The organism is Azoarcus sp. DN11 (assembly GCF_003628555.1).
Taxonomy (GTDB): Bacteria; Pseudomonadota; Gammaproteobacteria; order Burkholderiales; family Rhodocyclaceae; genus Aromatoleum.
The window spans coordinates 3,876,869-3,901,908 of sequence record NZ_CP021731.1 but is presented as its reverse complement, the minus strand read 5'-3'; the positions used below and the strand labels follow the sequence as shown (position 1 = coordinate 3,901,908).

Below are 25,040 nucleotides of genomic sequence, written 5' to 3'. Positions count from 1 at the left end.
CGGGGCCGCGTTCAACCAAGACGGAACGAATATGGCGATTTACCTGAAGGAAGATGAGGTCGCGAGCGTGCTCGACATGCCGCTGGCGCTGGAGGCCGTGGAGCAGGTGATGGGCGCGCACGGGCGCGGCGAGACCGTCGATTACCCGCGTCAGCGGGTGCGGTTGCCGTCGACGATGACCCACCTGCTGCAAGGCGGGGTGCCGGGGCTGAATCTCACCGGGTTGAAGGTCTATACGTCGGCGGGGCCGAAACTACGTTTCTGGGTGCACCTCTTCGATGCGACGACGGGCGATCCGGTGGCGGTGCTCGAAGCCGATCGCCTCGGCATGATGCGGACCGGCGCGGCGGGCGGCGTCGCGGCGAAGTGGCTCGCGCGGCCGGACGCCCGCGTGGCCGGCGTGTTCGGCTCCGGCTGGCAGGCGCAGGGGCAGGTGCTGGCGCTGTGCGCGGTGCGCCCGATCGAGCGCATCAAGGTGTTTGCGCGCAATGCGGATCGCCTGGCGAGCTTCTGCGCGCAGATGAGCCGCGAGACCGGCCGCGAGGTCGTGCCGGCGGCGAGCGCCGAGGACACCGTGCGTGGCTCGGACGTGGTGGTGACGATCACGACCTCGCCCAAGCCGCTCTTCGATGCGGACTGGCTCGAGACCGGCACCCACATCACCGCGGCGGGCTCCAACAGCCTCGCGCGGCAGGAGCTGTCGGAGGCGGCGGTGCGCCGCGCGGACGTGATCTGCGTCGATTCGCGCGAGATCGCCGTGCGCGAGGCGGGCGACCTGATGCCGCTGCTGGAGAAGGGGCGCACGCAGCCGGGCCGCTGGGTCGAACTGGGCGAAGTGATTGCCGGCGTGCGGCCGGGACGCACGTCTGCGGCGCAGATCACGCTGTTCGAGTCGCAGGGCATGGCGGTCCAGGACATCGCCGTCGCGGCCCGCGTCGTCGCGCTCGCGCGCGAGCGCGGCCTCGGCTGCGAGCTGCCGTACTGAGGCGCATCCGGGCGTCGCCGCGCCATGTCCGCCTCGTCTCCAGGCCGGTTCGAATTCTGCTCGCGCAGCGATGTGGGGCAGGTGCGCAAACGCAACGAGGATTCGCTCGCGGTGTGCGAGGAGCGCGGCTGGGCCGTGCTGGCCGATGGCATGGGCGGCTATCGCGGCGGAGACGTCGCCTCGCGCCTTGCCGTGGAAGCCACCCTGCAGCGCCTCGAGCGCGAACTGGCCGAGCCGGATGCCTGCGTGCCCGAACGGGCCGCGGCCGTGCTGGAGGCCGCCGCACACGACGCCAATGCCGGCATCCGCGCGCGGGCGGTGCGCGACCCGAATCTCTCGGGCATGGGCTCGACGCTGGTCGCGGCCGTGTTTCTCGCCGATTGCGTGGTGGTCACCCATGTCGGCGACTCGCGGATGTACCGGCTGCGCGACGCCGGCCTGGAGCAGCTGACGCGCGACCACACGATGTTGCAGGAGCTGCTGGACGCCGGCATCATGACGCCCGAGGAAGCGGCGCGCTCGCAGTTCCGGGGCCTCCTCACGCGGGGGCTGGGAGTATCGGCGCTCGTCCTGCCCGACCCGGGCACCCATTCCGCCCGTGCGGGAGACCTCTTCCTGCTGTGTTCGGACGGGCTCACCGACATGCTCGACGACGACGTGATCACGCAGGCGCTGCGACCTGCCGCCGGGATGCAGGCGCCCCTCGAGGCCGCCGCGGACCGGCTCGTGGCACTGGCCAACGAACGGGGCGGGCGCGACAATATTTCCGTGATCCTGGCGCGCATGGCCGCATGAGCGCCGTCTCGATGAAGGAAAGGAAACGATGCCAAAGCTGATCCTCAGCATGGACGGGCTGGTCCTCAAGGAAATCGCCCTCGACAAGGAGCGTGTTTCGATCGGACGCAAGCCGAACAACGACATCCAGATCGACAACCTCGCGATCAGCGGGCAGCACGCGCTGATCACGACCATCCTCGACGACGCTTTCCTCGAAGACCAGAACAGCACCAACGGCACCTACGTGAACGGCCAGCCGGTCAAGAAGTGCGTGCTGCATAACAACGACGTCATCGAACTGGGGAAGTACCGGCTCAAGTTTCTCGCCGACGCGAAGCGGCGCCCGCGGGGAGACCGCTTCGAGCCGTCGGACGAACTGCGCGCCTCGCAGGAGGCTCCTGCGGCAACGCCGGCGGCAGCAGGCGAGACCCAGATGCTGCCGCCGGATGTGATGGCCAGCGTCACCGCCGAGGCGGCGTTCGATGATTCGCGGCTCGGGATCATCAAGGTCCTGAGCGGTCCGACTGCCGGCCGCGAGCTCCCGCTTGCCAAGGCGATGACCACGCTGGGCAAGCCCGGCCTGCAGGTCGCGGTGATTTCCCGGCGCCCGCAGGGCTATTTCATCACCCACGCGGAAGGCGCCAGCTTTCCGCAGGTAAACAATCAGCCGATCGAGGCGGGGGCCCATCCGCTGCGCGACGGCGACATCATCGAGATCGCCGGGGTGCGCATGGCCTTTGCGCTGCAAGGCTGAACTTTTCGTCGTGCCGTATTGCACGCAGCTTCGGCGAGCGCAGTGCTAGGGTATCGGAAATCACTGGAACACGGCTGCCACCGGGTCGGACGGCTGTGTACGTGCGGGGAACGATGAAGCTGAAGGTGCTGGGCTGCAGTGGAGGCATTGGCGGCGCCGAGGCCCGCACGACCGCCTTCCTGGCCGACAACGATATCCTGATCGACTGCGGCACCGGGGTCGGCGACCTGGAGCTGGAGGCGCTGGCGGCCGTCGATCACATCTTCGTCACGCACTCCCACATGGACCACATCGCGGCGATCCCGCTGATCGTCGATGCCGTCGGCGAAATGCGCGGTGTCCCGATCACCGTGTATGCGATTCCCGAGGTGCTGCGCATCCTGCGCGCGCACGTGTTCAACTGGCTGATCTGGCCCGATTTCACCGCCATCCCCGATCGGCGCCGGCCTTTCCTGCGACTGCAGCCGGTCAAGGTCGGCGAAACCGTGAAGCTCGGCACGCGCACCATCACGCCCCTGCCGGCCCTGCACAGCGTGCCGGCCGTGGCCTATTGCCTCGACGGCGGCGATGGCCAGCTCGTGTATACGGGCGACACCACGTATTCGCCCGAGCTCGTCGCGGCGATCAATGCCTGCCCCAGGCTGCGCCACCTGATCATCGAGACCGCCTTTTCCGACGAGCAGCACGGACTCGCGCTGGCGTCGCGCCACATGAGTCCGGGCATGGTGGCGGGCCTGCTCAACGATCTCACGGTCGAACCCAGGGTACATATCAGTCATATCAAGCCGGGGCAGCGTGAGCGCGTGATGGCGCAGATCGCCGCCGCAGGCGGGCGCCTGCGCGCCGAGGTGCTGCACCAGGGGCAGGTCATCGAGTTCTGATTCTCCCGTCGTCCGGGTGCCGCTAGAATGACCGGTTCCGAATGCTTGCCATTCAACCGTTCCCTTCAGCAGGTACCGCATGTCCATCAGCTCTATGCAGGGAAAGCCCGGCGCCGGGGGGGAGGTCGCGGCGCGGCTGGCCTTTTTCAAGGGGCTGCAGGCGATCACGGCGCGCATCCACGCGACCAAGGATATCGACGAGATCGTGTCGGAGCTGTCGACCGATCTGTGTGCGCTGTTCAGTGCGGAGCGAATGTCCTTCTTCGTCGTCAACCACGGTGGCACGCATCTGCTGGCGCGCGTGAAGACCGGCCGCGGCGTGTCGCCCGGCGCGCGCCTGCCGATCGACGAGAGCAGCATCGCAGGCCATGTCGCGTTGACGCGCGAGGCGCTCAACCTGCGCGACGTCTATGACGCCGAAGAGCTCGCGGCGATCTCGCCGGACCTGCGCTTTCGCACCCTCGGTGATACCCTCGGCGGCTACCGTACGCGCCAGATGCTGTGCGCGCCGATCATCGATCCGAACAGCGGCACGCTGCACGGTGTCGTCGAGGTGGTCAACTCGCGGGGCGGAGAGGATTTTCCGCCCGTTGCGACGGAAGGCCTGCTGGGGCTCGCGCAGACGCTGGGGGTTGCGTTCGCGCAACGCAGCAATGCGCCGGCCGCGCTGCGTTCGCGCTACGAGGCGCTGCTCGCCGACGGGCGCATCGCCGCCGGCGAGATGGACGATGCGACGCGCATCGCGCACGAGACCGGCGCCCACGTCGAGGACGTTCTCGTCCAGAAGTACGGGCTGACGCTGCCGCAGATCGGCGACGCGGCAGCGCGCTTCTTCAACGTCGCGTACGAGCCTTTCCGCTCAGAGCGCGTCAAGCAGATGGACCTGCTGCGCAACATCAAGCGTGAGTACGTGGTGCAGAACCAGTGGCTACCGCTGGAGGAGACGAACGAGGGTATCGTCCTGCTCACTTACGATCCCGAGCAGGTGCGCGTGTCGCGCGTCGCCGAGAACGTGTTCCCAAGGAAGAGGCTCGCCTACCGTGTGACGACGTGCTGCGAGTTCGAGCAGACCGTCGACCAGTACTTCGAGCCGTCGGTCGAGAACGGCTCGGTCGACGACCTGCTGCACGAGCTGACGGACGACGAGCAGGAGGGGTCGGTGGCCGACGACGTCTCCGCGGCGGCCGACAACGAGCTCGTGAAGCTCGTGAACAAGATCATCATCGACGCCCATCGCCAGGGGGCCTCCGACATCCACATCGAGCCGCGTCCGGGCAAGGAAAAGACGCTGATCCGCTTCCGCAAGGACGGCACGCTCGTGCCCTACATCCAGGTCCCGGCGAGCTACCGCAATCCGCTCGTGACGCGCATCAAGATCATGTGCGACCTCGACATCTCCGAGCGCCGCAAGCCGCAGGACGGCAAGATCAAGTTCCGCAAGTTCGCGCCGCTGGACATCGAGCTGCGCGTCGCGACGGTGCCGACCGCGGGCGGGCTCGAGGACGTGGTGATGCGCCTGCTCGGCAACAGCGAGCCGATCAGGCTCGACGACCTCGGCGTCAGCCTGCACAACCTCGAGCGCCTCAAGCGCATGATCGCCAAGCCTTACGGCCTGTTCTTCGTGTGCGGCCCGACCGGCGCGGGCAAGACGACCACGCTGCATTCCATCCTCGGCCACATCAACACGCCCGAGACCAAGATCTGGACCGCCGAGGACCCGGTCGAGATCACGCAGAAGGGCCTGCGCCAGGTGCAGGTGAACCGCAAGGCGGGACTGGATTTCGCGACGATGATGCGCTCCTTCCTGCGCGCCGACCCCGACGTGATCATGGTCGGCGAGATGCGCGACCTGGAGACCGTGTCGGTCGGCATCGAGGCTTCGCTCACCGGCCATCTCGTGCTGTCGACGCTGCACACGAACAGCGCCCCGGAATCCGTCGTGCGCCTCCTCGACATGGGCATGGACCCGTTCAACTTCGGCGACGCGCTGCTCGGCGTGCTGGCGCAGCGTCTCGCCAAGCGGCTGTGCAAGTGCAAGGAAGCCTACCGCCCGGAGGAGGGCGAAGTGCAGCAGATGCTCGACGAGTACTGCGAGGACATGGCGGCGACCCCCGCCTTCCAGGCCGATCCGGTCGCGGCGCGGGCGGCGGTGCGGGCTCGCCTGCAGGCCGAACATGGCGGTGCGGACGGGCGCTTCACGCTCTACCGTCCGGTGGGGTGCGCGGAGTGCAACGGCGGCTACCGCGGGCGCGTCGGCCTGCATGAGCTGATGGTCGCCACCAGCGAGGCCAAGCGCTTGATCCAGGAGCGTGCGCGCGTCGCCCGGCTCCTCGTGCTCGCGCTGTCCGAAGGCATGCGCACGCTGCGCCAGGACGGTATCGAGAAGGTGTTTGCCGGCGTCACCGACATGGTGCAGGTGCGCAGGGTGTGCGTGCGCTAGTTCGATTGCAGGCCCCGCACTGCGGAAGCCGGTGCGATGGCCACGGAGACGCAGGTTAAAATGGGGGCCAGCCCCCTGGAGAACACGACAATGTACCGAATCGCCCCCAGCCTGCTCTCCGCCGATTTCGCCCGCCTGGGCGAGGAGGTCCGCAACGTCATCACCTCCGGCGCGGACTGGATCCATTTCGATGTGATGGACAACCATTACGTGCCCAACCTCACGATCGGCCCGCTGGTGTGCGAGGCGATCCGGCCGCATACCGAGGCGCCGATCGACGTGCACCTGATGGTGAAGCCGGTCGACCGCATCATCCCCGACTTCGCCAAGGCGGGCGCGAACGTGATCACTTTCCACCCGGAAGCGTCCGAGCATGTCCATCGCACGCTCGCGCTGATCCGCGACCACGGCTGCCAGGCGGGTCTCGTGTTCAACCCGGCCACGCCGCTGCACTACCTCGACCATGCGCTCGACGAGATCGACATCGTGCTGCTGATGAGCGTGAACCCGGGCTTCGGCGGGCAGAAGTTCATTCCCGGCACGCTCGCCAAGCTGCGCGCGGCGCGCGAGCGGCTCGACGCGTACGAGGCGGCGAGCGGGCGCCGCATCCTGCTGGAGATCGACGGCGGCGTGAAGGTCGATAACATCGCCGAGATCGCCGCCGCGGGGGCCGACACCTTCGTCGCCGGCTCGGCGGTGTTCGGCGCCGGCCGCGACGCGGATCCCCACCGCTACGACGGCGTGATCGCCAAGCTGCGCGCGGAACTCGCCAAGGTGAAGCAGTGAGCCTCGCGCGCTTTCCCGTGCGGGCGGTGCTGTTCGACCTCGACGGCACGTTGCTCGACACGATCCACGACCTTGCCGACGCGGCCAACCTGATGCTCGCCGAAATGGGCCGTCCGGCGCGCCCGCTCGAACAGGTCCATTCCTTCGTCGGCAAAGGCATCCCCAACCTCGTGCGCCGCTGCCTCACCGAGGATGCCGAGGCGGCCGAGGACGAGATCGAACGCGCGGTCGCCGCGTTCCGCCGCCACTATGCCGTCGTCAATGGCCGGAGCACGCGCATCTACCCGGGCGTCGTCGACACGCTGGAGGCGATGCGGGGCATGGCGCTGAAGCTCGCCTGCGTCACGAACAAGGCCGAAGCCTTCACGCTGCCGCTGCTCGAACGCATGGGCCTGACGCCGTATTTCAGTGCGGTCGTGAGCGGCGACACGCTGGCGGTGAAGAAGCCGGACCCGGCGGTGCTGCACCATGCCTGCGAGCTGCTGGGCGTGCCGTCGCAGCGCGCGCTGATGATCGGCGATTCGGCCAACGACGCGCTCGCCGCCCGCGGCGCGGGGATGCCGGTGCTGCTCGTGACCTATGGATATAGCGAAGGCATGCCGGTGGACACCATCGAATGCGATGGGCTACTATCGGTCGCTACCGGGGCGCTCGACCGCATCGAAGCGGCATGAAGTTCCGGCGCATCTCGGCAAGAAACGCCGCAAGACTCCATCATCCGATCGAGACATCGTGACCACCAGGAACCGGGATTCGGTAAAGGAAAGCATCCAGTTTGTCGCCGCGCAACCGCGCTGGCGCGGCTGGCGCTCGTGGCCTGCGGGCCACTAATACGCGACTGCTTCGCGGGCGACTCCTTGCCCGCACCCCTTGCCGAATCGAACCGTTTTCCGTGGAGTCTCCATGCTTGAGCAGGAATTCAACGCGCTGGCCGCGCAGGGCTACAACCGCATCCCGGTTACGCTCGAAACTTTCGCCGACCTCGACACGCCGCTGTCGATCTACCTGAAGCTCGCCAACGAACCGTATTCCTACCTGCTCGAATCGGTACAGGGCGGCGAGCGCTTCGGCCGCTACTCGATGATCGGGCTGGCGGCTTCGACGCGCATCGAGGTCTATGGCCGCTCTGCGCTGCTGCTGACCGGCAATCGCCTGGTCGAGCGGCGCGACTACGGCGATCCGCTGAACTACGTCGCCGAGTTCATGGAGCGCATCAAGGTGCCGCCGCGCGACGGCCTGCCGCGCTTCGCGGGCGGCCTGGTGGGCTGCTTCGGCTACGACACCGTGCGCTACATCGAGCCGCGCCTCGCGCACGCGCAGAAGACCGATCCGGTCGGCACGCCCGACGTCCTGCTGCTGCTGTCCGAGGAGATCGCGATCGTCGACAACCTCTCGGGCAAGCTCACGCTGATCGTGTATGCCGAGCCGGAAGTCCCGGGCGCCTTCAAGCGCGCGAAGAAGCGCCTGCGCGAACTCCTCGCGCGCCTGCGCGAGCCGGTCGAGATCCCGGCGGACATGCACGCCGAGCCGCAGCCGGCGGTGTCGAGTTTCGGCGAGGAGGCGTTCAAGGCCGCGGTGAACCGCGCCAAGCAGTACATCATCGAGGGCGACATCATGCAGGTCGTGCTGTCGCAGCGCATGAGCAAGCCCTATGCGGCGAGCCCGATGGCGCTGTACCGCGCGATCCGCTCGCTGAACCCCTCGCCCTACATGTTCTATTTCAACTTCGAGGACTTCCACGTCGTGGGCGCGTCCCCGGAAATCCTCGTGCGCCTCGACGAGGACGGGCAGGGCAAGCGCGTCACGGTGCGCCCGATCGCCGGCACCCGCCCGCGCGGTGCGACGCCGGCCGAAGACGAGGCGCTGGAGGCGGATCTCCTCGCCGACGAGAAGGAGCGCGCCGAACACCTGCAACTGCTGGACCTCGGACGCAACGACGCGGGCCGCGTCGCCGCGACCGGCAGCGTGCGGGTCACCGACCAGTTCACGATCGAGCGCTACTCGCACGTGATGCACATCGTCTCCAACGTCGAGGCGCGCCTCAAGGACGGGCTCAACGCGCTGGCGGTGCTGCGCGCGGCCTTCCCCGCCGGCACCGTGTCCGGAGCGCCGAAGCTGCGCGCGATGGAGATCATCGACGAACTCGAGCCGGTCAAGCGCGGCATCTATGCGGGGGCGGCAGGCTACATCGGCTTCCACGGCGACATGGACCTCGCGATCGCCATCCGCACCGCGGTGATCAAGGACGGTCACATCCACGTGCAGGCCGGTGCCGGCATCGTCGCCGACTCGAACCCCGATTCCGAATGGACCGAGACGCAGAACAAGGCGCGCGCGATGCTGCGTGCCGCGGAAATGGCGGAATCCGGGCTCGACACCCGCATCGACTGAACCCGCGGAGCGGCGGCCGGCGCGCCGCCGCTTCCGCCGTCCGGCTCACGCTGCGGGCCGACGTGCAACAAGGAATGCATCCATGCTTCTGATGATCGACAACTACGACAGCTTCACCTACAACCTCGTGCAGTACTTCGGCGAGCTCGGTGCGCAGGTGAAGGTGTATCGCAACGACGAAATCACCCTCGAACAGATCGCGCTGATGAAGCCCGAACAGCTCGTGGTCTCGCCGGGCCCGTGCACGCCGGCCGAGGCCGGCATCTCGGTGCCGGCGATCCGCGAGTTCGCGGGGAAGATCCCCCTCCTCGGCGTGTGCCTCGGCCACCAGAGCATCGGCGCGGCCTTCGGCGGCAAGATCGTGCACGCCAAGCGCCTGATGCACGGCAAGACGTCGCCGGTGCATCACGAAAACCTCGGCGTGTTCAAGGGCCTGCCCAATCCGGTGACCTGCACGCGCTACCATTCGTTGGCGATCGAGCGCGAGAGCCTGCCCGATTGCCTGGCAGTGACGGCCTGGACCGACGACGGCGAGATCATGGGCGTGCGCCACAAGACACTCGCGGTCGAGGGCGTGCAGTTCCACCCCGAGTCCATCCTGACCGAGCACGGCCACGCGATGCTCCGGAATTTTCTCGAGCAGAGCCGCGCCAAATGAAACCCGAGCGCAGGCCCGCGGCCTGCGTGAAAAGACAAGGATTGCCATGACGATTACTGCCCAGGAAGCGCTGCAGCGCACGATCGAACACCGCGAGATCTTCTACGACGAGATGCTGTCGCTGATGCGCCAGATCATGGCCGGCGAGATCTCGCCGGTGATGACCGCCGCGATCCTCACCGGCCTGCGGGTGAAGAAGGAGACGATCGGCGAGATCTCCGCCGCCGCGACCGTGATGCGCGAACTCGCGACGAAGGTGCAGGTGAAAGGGCCGGACCAGAACTTCCTCGACGTCGTCGGCACCGGCGGCGACGGCGCGAACACTTTCAACATCTCGACCACGACGATCTTCGTCGCGGCGGCAGCCGGTGCGCGCGTCGCCAAGCACGGCGGGCGCAGCGTGTCGTCGAAGAGCGGCGCTGCGGACGTGCTCGATGCGCTGGGCGTGAAGCTGGGCATCGCGCCGGAGCAGGTCGCGGCCTCGATCGAGGCGACCGGCATCGGCTTCATGTACGCGCCGGCGCACCACAGCGCGATGGCGAACGTCGGTCCGGTGCGGCGCGAGATGGGCGTGCGCACGCTGTTCAACATCCTCGGGCCGCTGACGAACCCGGCCGGCGCGCCGAACACGCTGCTCGGCGTGTTCCACCCCGACCTCGTCGGCATCCTCGCGCGCGTGATGCAGCGCCTGGGCGCGAAGCACGTGCTGGTCGTCTACGGCATGGACGGCATGGACGAAGTGAGCCTGGGCGCGGCGACGATGGTCGGCGAGCTGAAGGACGGCGAGATCCGCGAGTACCAGATCCATCCCGAGGACTTCGGCATGGCGATGGCCGGCACGCGCAACCTGCAGGTGCAGAGCGCCGAGGAATCGAAGAGCGTGCTGCTCGGCGTGCTCGACAACAAGCCGGGGCCGGCGCGCGACATCGTGACCTTGAACGCGGGCGTGGCGCTGTACACGGCCAACCTCGCGGGCTCGATCGCCGACGGCATCGTGCGGGCGCGCGAGATCATCGCGAGCGGCGCAGCGCGGGCGAAGCTCGAGGAGTTCCTCGCCTTCAACCGGCAGTTGGCGTGAGACCGACATGAGCGACATCCTGAACAAGATCCTCGCTGTGAAGGTCGAGGAAGTGGCGGCGGGCAAGGTGGTGCGCCCGCTCGAGCGCGTGCGTGCGGAGGCCGAGATGGTGCCCGCCGCGCGCGATTTCGTCGGCGCGATGCGCGCGAAGATCGCTGCCGGCGACGCGGCGGTGATCGCCGAGGTCAAGAAGGCGAGCCCGTCGAAGGGCGTGATCCGGCCGGACTTCGTGCCCGCCGAGATCGCCGTGCAGTACGAGCGCGCCGGCGCGGCCTGCCTGTCGGTGCTGACCGACCGGCAGTTCTTCCAGGGCGCGCCCGAATACCTGCAGGCGGCACGGGCGGCGTGCGCGCTGCCGGCGCTGCGCAAGGACTTCCTCGTCGACGCGTGGCAGGTGTATGAGGCGCGCGCGATGGGGGCGGACGCGATCCTGCTGATCGCCGCGGCGCTGGATCTCGCGCGGATGCAGGAGATGGAGGCGATCGCGACGAGTCTCGGCATGGCGGTGCTGGTCGAGGTGCACGATGCGGCCGAGCTCGACGTCGCGCTGCAGCTCTCGACGCCGCTCGTCGGCATCAACAACCGCAACCTGCGCAGCTTCGAGGTCCGCCTGCAGACGACGCTGGACCTGCTGCCGCGCGTCCCCGCCGGACGCATCGTCGTCACCGAATCCGGCATCCTCAAGCCGCAGGACGTGGCGCTGATGCGCTCGAACGCGGTGCATGCCTTCCTCGTCGGCGAAGCCTTCATGCGGGCGCCGGACCCGGGCGAGGAGCTGCGCGCGCTGTTCGGCTGAGCGGGGCGACGCGTGACGTCGCCACCGGCTCCGGAACAGGCCGCTCGCCCGCGCCGGTGGTGGGCGGTCTTCCTTGGCACGGTCCTCGCCCTGCCGGTGCTGGCCGCGCTGGTGGCGGCCTGGCTCATGCTGACCGAATCCGGCCTCAGGGCGGCTGCCGCGGTCGCGGGCGCGCTGAGCGACGGGCGTGTGGCGCTGGAATCGCCGTCCGGCCGGCTCGCGGGGCCGCTGCGCATCGGCGTGCTGCGCATCGACTTGCCCGATCTGCGCGTGCGCGCCGAGGGGCTCGCGCTGGCGTGGCGACCGACGGCCCTCGTCGACGGCGGCCTCGCCATCGACGAACTGGCGGCCGAGCGCGTCGAGTTGGCGTCGCGTCCGGGCGACGAATCCCCAGTCAAGCCTCCCGAATCCCTCGTCCTGCCGGTGGCGCTGGCGACGCAATCGCTCAGCGTCGGCCGGTTCGTGCTGCGCGAATGGGCGGACGGCGAACTTGCCGCGGCAAAGGCGACGTTCGAGCTCTCCGATTTCGGCGTGCGCGTGCGCAGCGACGGTTCGCGCCATCGCATCGAATCCTGCCGCGCGATCCTGCCTTTCGGGCGGGTGGAGCTCGCCGGCGAGGTCGACGGCCGGGCGCCGTTCCGGCTGTCGGCGCACGCGAGCCTGAACGGCACGCAGGGCGGGCGCGACTACCGGCTGACGCTCGTCGCGGCCGGCGACCTGCTCGCGCCGCAGTTGCGGATCGAGGCCGCCGGTGCTGGGTTGAGTGGCGACGGCGACGTGCTCGCGTCGCCCTTCGAGGCGGTGCCGCTGCGCCGGTTGCGCGTCGCGCTGGGCGCGCTCGATCCGTCGGTGTTCGAGCCGTCCGCACCGCATGCGGCGCTGCACGTCGCGGCGGACCTCGTGGCGCAGGCCGATGCGCAGGGCGGATGGGGATTGGCCGGGCCGGCCACGGTCGAGAACCGGCGCCCCGACGCGATTGACCGGCAGGGGCTGCCCTTCACGAAGCTCGCCGCCCGGCTGCACTGGGCGCCGGAGCGGATGCGGGCGCAAGACCTGGTCCTGCAGCTGGCGGGGGGCGGGCGCGTCACCGGCGACGTCGATTGGCGGCCGGGGGGGCTGAACGAGCAGGGCGGCGGGGAGGCATCCGGGGCGCCCGGCGATCCGCTCGGTCGCCTGAGCGCCACGCTGCAGCTCGCGGGCGTGGAGATGCGGCGGCTCGACGGACGTCTGCCGCGCTCGGTGCTCGCCGGCAGGCTGCAGGCCGAGGGCGACCGCGAGCGCCAGAGCGCCGAGGTGGACGTGCGCGTGAAGGACGCACGCTTGCGTGCCCAGGCCGTCGTGACGGCGTTGGGCGAAGGCGGGACGCGCAGTTTAGCGGCCGAGGGCGCGCTGTCGTCCTTCGATCCGCACAGCTTCATCGCCGGCGCGCCGCAGGCACGGCTGAACCTGGATTTCCGGCTCGCGGCCGCGCTGGGCGAGGTGCCGCGTTACGACGCCGTCGTTGACCTGTTGCCGGGGCAACTGAACGGCAAGGCGGTGCGCGGGAAACTGCGCGCAGTCATCGAAGGGCAACGTCTCGCCGATGGCGATCTCGATCTGGATCTCGCCGGTAACCGCGTCCTCGCCCGTGGTGCCTGGGGCGCGCGGCAGGACGTACTGAAGGTGGACGTCGATGCGCCGGCGCTCGCCGGGCTCGACCCGCGTCTCGGCGGGCGGCTGACGCTCGCGGGCTTGCTCTCTGGCGGCGCGGCGCAGCCGGCCGGCAGCATCAAGTTCGTCGCCGAGGCGCTGCGTCTGCCGGGTGATGTGCGCATCGCGTCGGCGGACGGGGACGGCTCGCTGGCGGCGGGGGCGGACAGCGAGCTGCGTCTCGCGGTGAATCTGCGCGGCCTGAGGGCCGTCGACACGGCACCGAAGGCGGAGAAGGACGGGCGCGGCGCGGACGATCCCGACTGGGTCAGCGAGGGGAGCCTGCGGGTCGACGGGACCCGTCGTGCCCATGCGGTCGACGTCACCGCGAAGGGCCTGGGCGGCGACAGCCTGCGGCTGCGCATGGAAGGCGGGGTCGCGGAGGCCGCGGCGAATGCCGGCACGGCATGGCGCGGGCGGTTGGTGGCGCTGGAGACGGCGGGGCGCTGGCCGGCACACCTGACGAATGCGGCGACGCTGGAGCTGGGATCGCAGCGTGCGGCGCTGGGGGCGGCTACGCTCGACGCCGGTCAGCGCGGGCGCATCCGTCTCGACGAGACGAGCTGGTCGCCGCGGCAGACCGTCGCGCGCGGCACCCTGACCGGGCTGGCTTTCGGCTTGGTCGCGAGCCCCGAAGGCCGCCCGCGCCGCGGGCCGGGGCCGCTGGTGCTGGGGGCGGAGTGGGATCTGAAGCTGGGCGAAGTCGCGGAGGGCTCGGCGCGTGTGTTCCGCGAGGCGGGCGACCTGACGGTGAGCGGCGAGATCCCGGCACGCCTGGGACTGGAGCATCTGGAAGCGCGCCTCGGCGCCCACGACAACCGCCTCGCGCTGGCGCTGGAGGCGCGCGGCAGCGAATTGGGCGAACTGGCCGGCGCGGCCACCGCGCAGGCCGAGCGGGCGCCGGGCGGCGGCTGGCGCCTCGCGCCCGATGCGGCACTGCTCGGGTCGGCGCATCTGGCGATGCCGTCGGTGGCCTGGATCGGCCGCCTGATGCAGGAGAACGTCGTCACCGGCGGCAGCCTGGATGCGAACCTCGCGCTGGCCGGCACGCCGGCGGCGCCGCGCGCGAGCGGCACGATCGCCGGGCGCGAGCTGTCGCTGGCGCTCGTGGATCAGGGCCTGCACCTGTCCGGCGGGGAGCTGCAGGCCGAGTTCGATCGCGATCGCCTGCGCCTCGCCCGGCTGGAGTTCGTCTCGCCGAACCGCGTCCGACCGCGCGACGGCCGCCTGCCGGTGGCGCGGCTGACGGCCACCCCGGGGCGCCTCGGCGCGAGCGGCGAGATCGCGCTCGACAGCGGCATCGGCCGCTTCACGTTCGAGGCCGAGCGCCTGCCGATCCTGCAGCGCAGCGACCGCTGGCTGATCCTGTCGGGCGTCGGCGCGGCCAACAGCACCTGGACGCACGTGGACCTCGCGGCGAACCTGCATGCGGACGCGGGTTACATCGAAGCGTCCGACTCGCCCGCGCCCAGCCTCTCGGACGATGTCGTGGTTCTCGGTCGCGAGCCGCGCAACGGCGGGGGCGGACTGGGCGTCGCGGCCGATGTGGCGATCGCCTTGGGCGACCATTTCTACCTGTCGGCCCTGGGCGTGGATACGCGGCTGACCGGCGGCTTGCGGCTGCGGCTGCGTGACGGCGCGTCGCCGAGCGCGATCGGCACGATCGCGACGGCCGGCGGCACTTATCGCGGCTACGGCCAGACGCTGTCGATCGAGCGCGGCCTGATCAACTTCCAGGGCGCGCCGGACAATCCCGGGCTCAACGTTGTCGCACTGCGCAAGGGGCTTGCGGTCGAGGCCGGCATCGAGATCGCCGGCAGCGCGCGCCGTCCGCGCATCCGGCTGGTGTCGGAGCCGAACGTGCCGGATCCGGAGAAGCTGTCGTGGATCGTGCTCGGGCGCGCGCCGAGCGCGGGCCGCGGCGGGGACATGGGGTTGCTGCTGCCGGCCGCGCAGGCGCTGCTCGGCGGCCCCGAAGGCGGCATGACCGATCAGCTGTCGCGCAGCCTCGGCTTCGATGAATTGTCGATCGGACAGGGAGAAGTTGGCGGTGTCACCCGAAGTGCCACCAGTCGCGTTGTCGGAGAAGGTACCATCGTGCGAGGGGGCGACAACGTCGGCGGGCAGGTCCTGACGTTGGGCAAGCGCCTGTCGTCGGACCTGTTCCTGTCCTTCGAGCAGAGCCTGGGCGGGGCCGAAAGCCTCGTCAAGCTGACCTACCAGCTCAGCCGCCGGGTGTCGCTGGTGGCGCGCGGCGGCAGCGACAACGCGGCCGACATCTATTACACGATTTCATTCGAATAGCGGGAATCGCCGCGCGGCAATGCTGTCCTAATCGCGGGATTCCCCATGGAGAAAGCACGCATGACGAGAAACGAGACACCCGCAACACGCGAGACGGCCGTTCTTGCGGGGGGATGTTTCTGGTGTCTGGAAGCCGTCTTCAAGGAAGTCGACGGCGTGGAGTCGGTGACTTCGGGCTACATCGGCGGACGCGTCGACGCGCCGACCTACCGGCAGGTGTGCGACGGCGGAACCGGCCACGCGGAGGCCGTGCAGATCGTGTTCGACCCGGCGGTCGTGAGCTATCGCGACCTGCTGGAGATCTTCTTCGTGATCCACGACCCGACGAGCCTCAACCGGCAGGGCAACGACATCGGCACGCAGTATCGCTCCGCGATCTTCGCGACGAACGACGACCAGCTGCATGCCGCGCTCGATCTGATCGAGCACATGGGCGAGGCGCGGGTGTACCCGAGCGCGATCGTCACCAAGGTGGAGCGCGCGGGCACCTTCTGGCCCGCGGAGCCCTATCACTACGACTATTTCGCGAACCACTCGGACCAGCCCTACTGCCAGTACATCGTGGCGCCGAAGATCTCCAAGTTCCGCGAGAAGTTCGCCAACCGGCGCAGGCGGGGCGGTTAGAATCGCGGTTTTAACCCGCGCAGGAGAGATTCGATGTCCCAAACCACCACCGCCAGCGGCCTCGTCTTCGAGGATCTGGAAGTCGGCAGCGGCGCCACCGCCGTCGCGGGCAAGCGCGTTTCGGTGCACTACACCGGCTGGCTCACCGACGGCAAGAAGTTCGATTCGAGCAAGGATCGCAACGACCCGTTCGACTTTCCGCTGGGCGCCGGCCACGTCATCCGCGGCTGGGACGAGGGCGTGCAGGGGATGCAGGAAGGCGGCAGGCGCAAGCTGACCATCCCGCCGCAACTGGGCTATGGCGCGCGCGGCGCGGGCGGCGTGATTCCGCCGAACGCGACCCTGGTGTTCGAGGTCGAGCTGCTGAAGGTTCTCTGATCGCGTGACACGACAAGGGGCCACGCATAGGCCCCGGCGTCGCCCGGCTCCGGCCCGGCGACGGGGCGGCGGGTGTTCGCCCGCCCGTCACGACAGGAAAAGGGGGAGACATGAAACTCGACCCGACCCAGCGGCGCATCCTCGCGCTGCTGCAGAAGGATTCGACGATCAGCACGCAGACTTTGGCCGAGAAGGTGGGCCTGTCCTCGTCGCCGTGCTGGCGGCGGGTGCGCGAGCTCGAGGAGGCGGGGCTGATCCGCGGCTACGTCGCGCTGCTCGATCGCAAGAAGCTGGGGCTCGAGACCTGCGTGTGGGTGCGCGTGAAGCTGAAGAAGCACAGCGCCGACGTGCTCGACCGTTTCGAGCAGGCAATCAAGGGCTGCGACGAGGTCGTCGAATGCTACGAGCTGCTCGGCGAGACGGATTGCCTGCTGAAACTCTACCTGCCCAACCTCGAGGCGCTGTCCTCGTTCATGCACAACTTCCTGCTGAAGATCCCGGAAGTCGACATCACCAATTCCAGCGTCGCGCTGCGCGAGATCAAGAACGAGACGGCGCTGCCGCTGTAGCGCCGGGTTACTGCTTGTCCGCCAGCGCCACCACCAGCGCCGCGGCGTGCTTGCGCCAGAGGATGGGCACAACCATCGCGCGCAGGTCGGGCGGCAGCGAGATGCGCTCCGCGCCGCCGCTCACCACCACCGGCACGGAGATCATGAAGTCCTTGCCGAATTCGCGGCGGGCGTTGCCGGCGATCGTGTTGGCCACTTCGCCGGCGAGGTCGCTCTGGTTGGCCGGCGTCACGTCGCTCTCGCCGATGCGCAGCAGCACGTCGCGCAGCAGCGCACCCGGCGCCGTGTAATAGACGCATCCCCGGCTGCTGCCGGAAATGCCGATGATGCCGGTGTATTCGTAGGCCACCCGCGCCTGCGCGTCGCTCAGGTAGGGCGTGCCGACCTCGGCGGCGACTCCGGTCTGCTGCAGGAAATAGTTCTTCACCCCGTCGATGAAGACCTGGATGTTCTGCTCATCCATGAACGGCTCCTTTTATGAGTTCCTCCACCGCCTCGGCCAGATCCTGCTCCGAGAAAGGCTTGCACAGGAAGCCCTGTGCCCCGAGCTTGAGCGCCTCGATGGCGGTCGCCTTGTCCGCCAGCGCCGAGACCACCAGGATCAGGGTGTCGGGCTTGAGTTCGAGCAGCCGGCGGATGCATTCGATGCCGTCCATCTCGGGCATGGTGAGGTCCATCGTCACCACGTCGGGCCGGGTGCGGGTAAACAGGCTTACCGCTTCGTGACCGTTGCGCGCGAGTCCGACGACTTCCAGGTTGCGGCTACCCAGCGCGCGGGCGATCTTGCTGCGGATGATGTTGGAATCATCGACGATGAGCAGTTTCATGCGGCTTCTCCGTTGATCCGGGCGGCGCCGGCCGACAGTTGCGGGGACGGGCGCGGCAGGCTGATGCGGAAGTGGCAGTATTCGCGCGGCGTGCTGCCGATGCGGATGTTGCCGCCCCATTCGTTGACGTAGTTCCGGATCACGTCGAGGCCGACGCCGCGGCCGCCGTCCTCGTCGGCCGAGCTGCGGGTCGAGAAGGCCGGCCGGAAGATGAGTTCCACCAGGCGCCGCGCGTCGCAGGCTTCGGCCTCGGACGCGCTGAGCAGGCCGCGCTCGATGGCGGCCTGGCGGATCGCCGCGAGCTGCAGTCCTGCGCCGTCGTCGCGGAAGCTGAGGTCGACGCCGCCGTCCTCGCGGGCGGCGAGGTAGAGGGCAATATTTCCGGCGGCCGGTTTGCCTTGCGCCAGCCGTTGCTCCGGCTTCTCCAGCCCATGCACGACGGCGTTGCGGATGAACTGGTTGACCACCGTGGGCAGGGCTTCGCGGTAGGGGCTTGCCAGCGTTGCCGGATCGACGCCGTGGTAGTGGAGCTGCACGTGCTTGCCCTGCTTCTCCGCCAGGCGCGTGGCGAACTCGCGCCAGCGGCGCACCTGCGGCGCCTGCGCGGCGTCGGGTTCGGTGGCCGCACGGGCGGGCTCGACGGCGACGACGCCGCGGATCTGCGCGAAGCGGTTGACGACGCCGCGCAAGGCATCGACCTGGGTGAAGAGGCGTTCGAGGCGCACGGTGAGCGGCAGGAAGTCGTTGCCGTCGAGGGTCGCGTGCTTTTCCCGCAAGCCGACGACCAGATCCTCGACTTCGTGGATCGATTCGGCGAGCCCGGACAGGCCGACGCCGCTGGCATCGCCTTTCAGCCCGTGGAGCAGCCGGTAGATCGCGATCACCGCTTCGCGCCGGTCGGCGGCCGAGGCGGTGCGTTCGCGCAGCAGCGTATTCACCTTGTCGAGGCACACGGCGGCGGCGGCGAGGAAGTCGCGCAAGGCGTCGGGCTCGACCTGCAGCACTTCGACCAGCAGGTCCATCTGCCCCTTGGCGCGCTCGTGCGCTTCCTTCAGCGCGCGTTCGAGCTGCACGCGCTTGGTCACGTCGTTGGCGGTCACCAGCAGGTGGGCCACGACGCCGCCTTCGCGCACGCGGTTGAAGCGGAACTCCAGGTACTTGGTGACGAAGCCGCCGCGCTGGTCGTCGAAGTGCACCTCGACCACGTCCAGCGGGTTGAGCGAGCCGACGAGTTTTTCATTGACGCGTTCGCCGAACAGCAGGTCCAGGTAGTCGCGGGACATCCCGACCGTCTTTTCGGTGACGATGCCACGCAGCAGATCCACGAAATCCGCCCCACCCAGGTCGCTGCGGCCGAGGATCCCCTCGAGGGCGTGGGAATGCTGGGAGCCGATGCGGAAATTGCGGTCGAGCAGGAACAGGCCCTCGTTCACCGTCACGAGGATGTCGTCGGTTTCCTTCTTCGCCTGTTCGAGCAGCGCGTCGCCCTGCCGCAGCTTGCGCAGGAAGTGGAACAGGATGAGCACGAAGTTGGCGGTCGCTAGCGTGATGCCGCCGATCTGCACCGCCCGCAGTGTGGTCGCCTTGGCGGCCGCGGTGACCTCCACCTGGGAGGTCAGCTCGTTCATCAGCTTCAGGAGTTCGAGGTTGGCGCCGCGTGCCACGTCCAGCGCGGAGCGGACCGCGTCGATGTCTGGCGCGGGATTCGCGAGGAGGCTCGTGATGCGCGCCCGATACGGCTCCCAGACGGCGTTCGTGCGCTGCAGGATGGCGATCGCTTCGGCGTCGTCGATGCGGTCGAGCGTCACCACGACGCCGGCCCCGCCGCGAACGCTGCCGCCCTGTCGGAAGGCCGTGAGGGTTTCGTCGAACAGCGCGACGGCCTCGGTGAGTTCCGCCATTTCGCCGCTGGCCGGCTGCCCCGCCACCGTCCGCTCGTTGATCTGCCACAGGGTCTTGGCCGCCCGCTGTGACAGCATCCGCTGGCGCCCGGCCATGTTCACCGCCAGCGCGTCGGCGGCGATCTGCGACGAAATGACGAAGTTGAGGACCAGCACGCCGAGGTCGAAGACCAGGAACATCGCGACCGTGAGCACGATGACCCGGTACTTGCCGAGTCCGAAGAATCGCATGGCCGCACCTCCCCAGGAATGCCGTTGCGATACGCCTCCGCCAGCCGGAACGGCGATAGGCGCAGTTTTGTTTTGCCCAAATGTGATATGTATTACGCATTAATACATTTGAGGTGCGTACGGTAGTCCTCTGCGGTTGGCCGAAAAATGATGTGTATCAAGAATTCCAGGGGAATTTTGCGGTGCAGGATAAGCGGTGCCCGGGACGGGGGAGGGCGTCCCGGGCCGCACCTTGTATGTTTAAGCCAGACCAGTACGGTAGAGTCTGGTTGCCGCTGAGGCGGCCAGACCGGACCGTGCAGTTTGAGCGCGCCTGGGGTGTCCGAGCCCGTGACTGAGTGCAGAGCGCACGGCCGCCGTGCTGGTCTTCCTGAAGCCCGAACGGTTACGCGCCCCGGTTCGACCGAGCGCGCATGCACAAGGAAGGGATCCGAAGATCATGTCTGTGACCTCAGTGGTGGTGGGCATCGACGTCGCCAAGGCGCATGTCGATGTCGCGGTGATGGGCGCCAAGTTTGATGCTCAGCAGTTCGATAACGATGCCGAGGGCCACTCGGCGCTGGCGGCAGCCTTGCAGCCGCAAGGGGTGGCGCTGGTGGTGATGGAGGCCACCGGCGGCTACGAGGCGACCCTCGCCTGCGCGCTGCAGGCGGCGGGCCTCGCCGTGGCGGTGGTCAATCCGCGCCAGGCGCGCCACTTCGCCAAGTCGATGGGGCGCCTCGCCAAGACCGACGCGATCGACGCGCGCATACTGGCCGAGTTCGCCGCGGTGCTGGTGCGCCGCGAGGATCTGGCCAGCCTCATCCGCCCGCTCGCCGACGCTCAGCAGCAGGCCTTGGCTGCGGTGGTCACCCGCCGCCGCCAGCTGCTGACCATGCTGCTGTCCGAGCGCCAGCGCCTGCAACTCGCGATCCCCGTGGTGCGCCCGAGTATCGAGGCCATGATCGAGGCCATCCGCAAGCAGCTCGACGAGGTTGAAGCGCAGATGGTCGGCCACGTGCGCGAGCACTACGCCGCGCTCGACAAGCTGTTGCGCTCCGCGAGCGGCATCGGCCCCGTGGCCAGCGCCACCCTGATTGCCGAGCTGCCCGAGCTGGGCCGGCTCAACCGCCGCCAGATCGCCGCACTCGTCGGGGTGGCGCCAATGGCCAACGACTCGGGCACCAGCCGCGGCCGACGCCGCGTGCAGGGCGGGCGCTTCGAGATCCGCCGCGTCCTCTACATGGCCACGCTCACCGCCGCCACCCACAACCCCACCATCAAGGCCTTTTACCAGCGGCTCATCGCCGCCGGAAAGCTGCCCAAGGTCGCCCTGGTCGCCTGCATGCGCAAGCTCCTGACCACTCTCAACGCCATGGTCAAGACCAACACGCCTTGGGCTGCCGACTTCCATTCTGCTTGACTCCAAAGACGGTTACTCAGGCGGCGAGCTCTTCCACGTCTTCGCCCAGATACGCGCTGCGCACCTTCGGATCGTCGAGCAGCACCTTGCCCGTGCCTTCCAGCGTGACGCGGCCGCCTTCCATCACGTAGGCGCGCTCGCTCACTTCCAGCGCGAGGTTGGCGTTCTGTTCGACCAGCAGCACACCCATGCCTTCGCGCGTGATCGAGTGGATCACCTCGAAGATCTTCTCGACGATGAGCGGCGCGAGGCCCATCGACGGTTCATCCAGCAGCAGCACCTGCGGGCGTGACAGCAGTGCGCGGCCGATCGCGACCATCTGCTGCTCGCCGCCCGAGAGCGTGCCGGCGACCTGGTTGAGGCGTTCCTTCACGCGCGGCAGCAGCGCGAACACTTTCTCCATGTCGGCGGCGATGCCGGCGGTGTCGCTGCGCGTGTAGGCGCCGGTCTGCAGGTTCTCGGCGACCGTGAGGCGGGTGAAGATGCCGCGGCCTTCGGGCACCAGCGCAAGGCCCCTGCGCAGGCGCAGATGCGAGGGCAGCTTGCCGATGTCCGCGCCGGCGTAGCGGATCTCGCCGCCGTTGTGCGGGACGACGCCGGCCAGCGTGTTGAGCGTCGTCGTCTTGCCGGCGCCGTTCGCGCCGATCAGCGACACGAGTTCGCCTTCGCGCACCTGCAGGTCGATGCCCTTCACTGCCTGGATGCCGCCGTAGGCGACCTTCAGGCCGCGGACTTCGAGGATGGGGGTGGTGTTCTCAGTGCGCACGGTGGCCTCCCAGGTAAGCCTTGATGACGTCGGGGCAACGCTGGACTTCGGCCGGCGTGCCTTCGGCGATCTTCTTGCCGAAGTCGAGGACGGCGACGCGGTCGCACAGTCCCATGATGAGCTTCACGTCGTGTTCGATCAGCAGCACGGTGATGCCGTCGCCGCGGATCGTCTCGACCAGCGTGCGCAGGCCGGCGGTCTCGGTCGCGTTCATGCCGGCGGCCGGTTCGTCGAGTGCGAGCAGTTGCGGCTCGGTCGCGAGCGCGCGGGCGATCTCCAGGCGGCGCTGGTCGCCGTAGGAGAGGTTCTTCGCGACCGTGTCGGCGTGGCGGCCGATGCCGACGTAGTCGAGGATCTCCAGCGCGCGTTCCTGCATCAGGCGCTCTTCCTCGCGCGCGGCGTGGTTCTGCGTGAGGATGCCCCACACGCCCGCGGACGAGCGGATGTGGTGGCCGGCCATCACGTTCTCCAGCGCGGTGAGTTCGCGGAACAGGCGGATGTTCTGGAAGGTGCGCGCGATGCCGTGCTGCACGACGAGGTGCGGCTTGGCCGAGGGCAGTTCGGCGCCGTTCATGACGAACTCGCCGCCGTCGATTGCGTAGGCGCCGGTGAGCACGTTGAAGAAGGTGGTCTTGCCGGCGCCGTTCGGGCCGATGAGGCCGTAGACTTCGTCCTTGCGGATCGTCAGCGAGACGTCGGTGAGCGCCTGCAGGCCGCCGAAGCGTTTATTCACGGCGCGCGATTCGAGCAGGGTGATCATGCGTTCCTCCGGTCACGGTGGGCATAGCGGGTACGGGCGGGAAGGAGCCCGGCGGGGCGGACGAGCATCATCACGATCATCGCCAGCGACAGCAGCAGCATGCGCAGCACCTCGGGGTCGAGCAGCGTCTTGCCGAACAGCGCCATCTGCATCGGCACCGCGAAGTGGCGCAGCAGCTCGGGCAGCGCGGTGAGCAGGATCGCGCCGACGATGACGCCGGCGAGGTTGCCCATGCCGCCCAGCACGATCATCGTCAGCACGACGATGGATTCCATCAGGCTGAAGCTCTCCGGGCTGACGAAGCCCTGGAAGGCCGCGAAGAGGCCGCCCGAGACGCCGCCGAAAGTCGCGCCGAGCGCGAACGCGAGCAGCTTCATCATGCGCGTGTCGATGCCGATCGCCTTGGCCGCGAGCTCGTCGTCGCGGATCGCCGCCCACGCGCGGCCGATGCGCGAGATCTGCAGCCGGCGCACGAGGATGATCGCGGCGACGACGCAGGCGAGGAAGGCGTAGTAGTACAGCGTCAGCGACGGGAGCTGGACACCGAAGAGATCGAGATCCTTCGACAGGTCGAGTCCGGCGATCGTCAGCGGGTCGATCGAGTCGATGCCCTGCGGGCCGTTGGTGATGTTGATCGGCTGGTTCAGGTTGTTCATGAAGATGCGGATGATCTCGCCGAAGCCGAGCGTCACGATCGCGAGGTAGTCGCCGCGCAAGCGCAAGGTCGGGAAGCCCAGCGCGATGCCCGCGAGCGCCGCGAAGGCTGCCCCCAGCGGCAGCACGATCCAGAACGGCAGGTGGAGGCCGAAGTGCGGCGACGCAAGGAAGGCCCAGGTGTAGGCGCCGACCGCGTAGAACGCGATGTAGCCGAGGTCGAGGAGTCCCGCGAAGCCGACGACGAGGTTGAGGCCGATCGCGAGCAGCACGTACAGCAGCGCGAAGTCGAGCACGCGCACCCAGCTCTTGCCCATCGCGAGCGCGATGAGCGGCGCGGCGAGCGCGAGCAGGATGACGAGCGGGCGCTGCAGGCGTCGGTCGAACGCGACGCTCGCCGGCAGCGGAAGGGCGGTGGAGTTCGTGGTCATGGTCTCTTTCCTGTGGGGTCAGGCGCGGTCGGCGACGCGTTCGCCGAGGAGGCCCGACGGGCGGAAGATCAGGACGGCGCCGAGGATGATGAAGGCGAAGATGTCCTGGTAGCTGGAATTCAGGAAGCCGAAGGTCAGGTGCTCGATGTAGCCCGCGCCGAAGCTCTCGACGAGGCCCAGCACGAGGCCGCCCACCATCGCGCCCGGCAGGTTGCCGATGCCGCCCAGCACGGCCGCGGTGAAGGCCTTCAGGCCCGGCGTGAAGCCCATCGCGTAGTGCGCGATCGCGTAGTTGGACGCGAACAGCACGCCGGCCAGCGCCGCGAGACCCGAACCGATGATGAAGGTCGCGGCGATCACGCCGTTGGCGTTGATGCCCATCAGGCCAGCGACGCGGTGGTTCTCGGCAGTGGCGCGCATCGCGCGGCCCAGGCGGCTCTTGTTCACCAGCAGCATCAGCCCGCCCATCAGCGCGAAGGCGACGACGATGGTGAAGATCTGCAGCGGCGACACGACGACGCCTGCCATCGGCTGCATCGGGGTGGTCGACACGAGCTGCGGGAAGACGTGGAACTCGCGGCCCCAGATGATCATCGCCAGCGTCTGCAGCAGGAAGGACACGCCGATCGCGGTGATCAGCGGCGCAAGGCGCGGCGCGTTGCGCAGGCGGCGGTAGCCGATGCGCTCGATGAGGTAGCCGACCGCCATGCACACGGGCACCGCGGTCCCGACGCCCGCGAGGAGCAGGAAGACCGGATGCAGGCCGGGGAATGCGCCCGCGAGCAGGGTGACGGTCTGCAGCGCGACCAGCGCGCCGATCATCACCAGCTCGCCATGCGCGAAGTTGATCAGGCCGAGGATGCCATAGACCATCGTGTAGCCGAGGGCGACGAGCGCGTAGATGCTGCCCGACACCAGGCCGTTGAGGATTTGTTGCAGGAAGGTTTCCATCGATTCA

Annotated in this window: 23 protein-coding genes; 16 read left to right on the top strand and 7 right to left on the bottom strand. The window is 68.8% G+C overall.

The window, feature by feature from the left end:
• Positions 1-31: 31 nt before the first annotated feature.
• From CDA09_RS18035 to CDA09_RS17965, 15 genes are all read left to right on the top strand, one after another.
• Positions 32-985, top strand: coding sequence for an ornithine cyclodeaminase family protein (locus CDA09_RS18035; RefSeq protein ID WP_121429909.1), 954 nt, complete (start codon positions 32-34; stop codon positions 983-985).
• A gap of 24 nt (positions 986-1,009) precedes the next feature.
• Positions 1,010-1,780, top strand: coding sequence for a PP2C family protein-serine/threonine phosphatase (locus CDA09_RS18030; protein ID WP_121429908.1), 771 nt, complete (start codon positions 1,010-1,012; stop codon positions 1,778-1,780).
• A 28-nt stretch (positions 1,781-1,808) separates the two neighbouring features.
• Positions 1,809-2,516, top strand: a complete 708-nt coding sequence (locus CDA09_RS18025) for an FHA domain-containing protein (RefSeq protein ID WP_121429907.1) — start codon at positions 1,809-1,811, stop codon at positions 2,514-2,516.
• Between the two features lie 113 nt (positions 2,517-2,629).
• Positions 2,630-3,397, top strand: a complete 768-nt coding sequence (locus CDA09_RS18020) for a 3',5'-cyclic-nucleotide phosphodiesterase (protein WP_121429906.1) — start codon at positions 2,630-2,632, stop codon at positions 3,395-3,397.
• 79 nt (positions 3,398-3,476) lie between these two features.
• Entirely contained in the window at positions 3,477-5,837 is a 2,361-nt protein-coding gene (locus tag CDA09_RS18015; RefSeq protein WP_121429905.1) for a GspE/PulE family protein, read from the top strand.
• 90 nt (positions 5,838-5,927) lie between these two features.
• On the top strand, positions 5,928-6,623 hold the full coding sequence (gene rpe / locus CDA09_RS18010) for a ribulose-phosphate 3-epimerase (RefSeq protein ID WP_121429904.1): 696 nt from the start codon (positions 5,928-5,930) through the stop codon (positions 6,621-6,623).
• On the top strand, positions 6,620-7,297 hold the full coding sequence (locus CDA09_RS18005) for a phosphoglycolate phosphatase (protein WP_121429903.1): 678 nt from the start codon (positions 6,620-6,622) through the stop codon (positions 7,295-7,297). The genes rpe and CDA09_RS18005 overlap by 4 nt, the downstream gene beginning before the upstream one ends.
• A 229-nt stretch (positions 7,298-7,526) precedes the next feature.
• The gene (trpE, locus tag CDA09_RS18000) at positions 7,527-9,014 is read left to right on the top strand and encodes an anthranilate synthase component I (protein ID WP_121429902.1); all 1,488 of its coding nucleotides are present in this window, start codon (positions 7,527-7,529) and stop codon (positions 9,012-9,014) included.
• An 82-nt stretch (positions 9,015-9,096) separates the two neighbouring features.
• Positions 9,097-9,672, top strand: coding sequence for an aminodeoxychorismate/anthranilate synthase component II (locus CDA09_RS17995; RefSeq protein WP_121429901.1), 576 nt, complete (start codon positions 9,097-9,099; stop codon positions 9,670-9,672).
• 46 nt (positions 9,673-9,718) lie between these two features.
• Positions 9,719-10,750: an anthranilate phosphoribosyltransferase gene (trpD, locus tag CDA09_RS17990; RefSeq protein ID WP_121429900.1), complete on the top strand. Its 1,032-nt coding sequence runs from the start codon at positions 9,719-9,721 to the stop codon at positions 10,748-10,750.
• A 7-nt stretch (positions 10,751-10,757) separates the two neighbouring features.
• A complete protein-coding gene (gene trpC / locus CDA09_RS17985) occupies positions 10,758-11,546 on the top strand; it encodes an indole-3-glycerol phosphate synthase TrpC (RefSeq protein ID WP_121429899.1) in 789 nt (262 codons plus the stop codon).
• 12 nt (positions 11,547-11,558) lie between these two features.
• Positions 11,559-15,539, top strand: coding sequence for a translocation/assembly module TamB domain-containing protein (locus CDA09_RS17980; protein ID WP_286164220.1), 3,981 nt, complete (start codon positions 11,559-11,561; stop codon positions 15,537-15,539).
• Positions 15,540-15,599: 60 nt separating this feature from the next.
• The gene (gene msrA, locus CDA09_RS17975) at positions 15,600-16,163 is read left to right on the top strand and encodes a peptide-methionine (S)-S-oxide reductase MsrA (RefSeq protein WP_121429898.1); all 564 of its coding nucleotides are present in this window, start codon (positions 15,600-15,602) and stop codon (positions 16,161-16,163) included.
• A 33-nt stretch (positions 16,164-16,196) separates the two neighbouring features.
• Positions 16,197-16,541, top strand: a complete 345-nt coding sequence (locus CDA09_RS17970; protein WP_121429897.1) for an FKBP-type peptidyl-prolyl cis-trans isomerase — start codon at positions 16,197-16,199, stop codon at positions 16,539-16,541.
• A gap of 110 nt (positions 16,542-16,651) precedes the next feature.
• Positions 16,652-17,110: an Lrp/AsnC family transcriptional regulator gene (locus tag CDA09_RS17965; RefSeq protein ID WP_121429896.1), complete on the top strand. Its 459-nt coding sequence runs from the start codon at positions 16,652-16,654 to the stop codon at positions 17,108-17,110.
• Positions 17,111-17,117: 7 nt separating this feature from the next.
• On the opposite strand, the gene CDA09_RS17960 is transcribed toward CDA09_RS17965, so the two are convergent.
• The 3 genes from CDA09_RS17960 to CDA09_RS17950 are packed head-to-tail and all read right to left on the bottom strand — an operon-like array spanning position 17,118 to position 20,069.
• Entirely contained in the window at positions 17,118-17,573 is a 456-nt protein-coding gene (locus CDA09_RS17960) for a chemotaxis protein CheX (RefSeq protein WP_121429895.1), read from the bottom strand.
• Positions 17,566-17,937 carry a response regulator gene (locus CDA09_RS17955; protein WP_121429894.1) on the bottom strand — a complete coding sequence of 124 codons (372 nt, stop codon included), beginning with the start codon at positions 17,935-17,937 and terminating at the stop codon, positions 17,566-17,568. Before CDA09_RS17955 ends, CDA09_RS17960 begins: the two co-directional genes overlap by 8 nt.
• The gene (locus tag CDA09_RS17950) at positions 17,934-20,069 is read right to left on the bottom strand and encodes an ATP-binding protein (protein ID WP_121429893.1); all 2,136 of its coding nucleotides are present in this window, start codon (positions 20,067-20,069) and stop codon (positions 17,934-17,936) included. The genes CDA09_RS17955 and CDA09_RS17950 overlap by 4 nt, the downstream gene beginning before the upstream one ends.
• 439 nt (positions 20,070-20,508) lie before the next feature.
• Between CDA09_RS17950 and CDA09_RS17940 the strand changes: the two genes are divergently transcribed.
• Positions 20,509-21,471 carry an IS110 family RNA-guided transposase gene (locus CDA09_RS17940; RefSeq protein ID WP_502697064.1) on the top strand — a complete coding sequence of 321 codons (963 nt, stop codon included), beginning with the start codon at positions 20,509-20,511 and terminating at the stop codon, positions 21,469-21,471.
• Positions 21,472-21,487: 16 nt separating this feature from the next.
• Here CDA09_RS17940 and CDA09_RS17935 read toward each other — a convergent pair whose 3' ends face one another.
• Genes CDA09_RS17935 through CDA09_RS17920 form a run of 4 tightly spaced genes read right to left on the bottom strand, consistent with a single transcriptional unit; the run spans position 21,488 to position 25,033 of the window.
• The gene (locus CDA09_RS17935) at positions 21,488-22,237 is read right to left on the bottom strand and encodes an ABC transporter ATP-binding protein (protein ID WP_121429892.1); all 750 of its coding nucleotides are present in this window, start codon (positions 22,235-22,237) and stop codon (positions 21,488-21,490) included.
• Positions 22,227-22,997, bottom strand: coding sequence for an ABC transporter ATP-binding protein (locus CDA09_RS17930; protein ID WP_121429891.1), 771 nt, complete (start codon positions 22,995-22,997; stop codon positions 22,227-22,229). The genes CDA09_RS17935 and CDA09_RS17930 overlap by 11 nt, the downstream gene beginning before the upstream one ends.
• Positions 22,994-24,082, bottom strand: coding sequence for an ABC transporter permease subunit (locus CDA09_RS17925; protein ID WP_121429890.1), 1,089 nt, complete (start codon positions 24,080-24,082; stop codon positions 22,994-22,996). Before CDA09_RS17925 ends, CDA09_RS17930 begins: the two co-directional genes overlap by 4 nt.
• Before the next feature lie 18 nt (positions 24,083-24,100).
• The gene (locus CDA09_RS17920; RefSeq protein WP_121430921.1) at positions 24,101-25,033 is read right to left on the bottom strand and encodes a branched-chain amino acid ABC transporter permease; all 933 of its coding nucleotides are present in this window, start codon (positions 25,031-25,033) and stop codon (positions 24,101-24,103) included.
• Positions 25,034-25,040 lie beyond the last annotated feature (7 nt).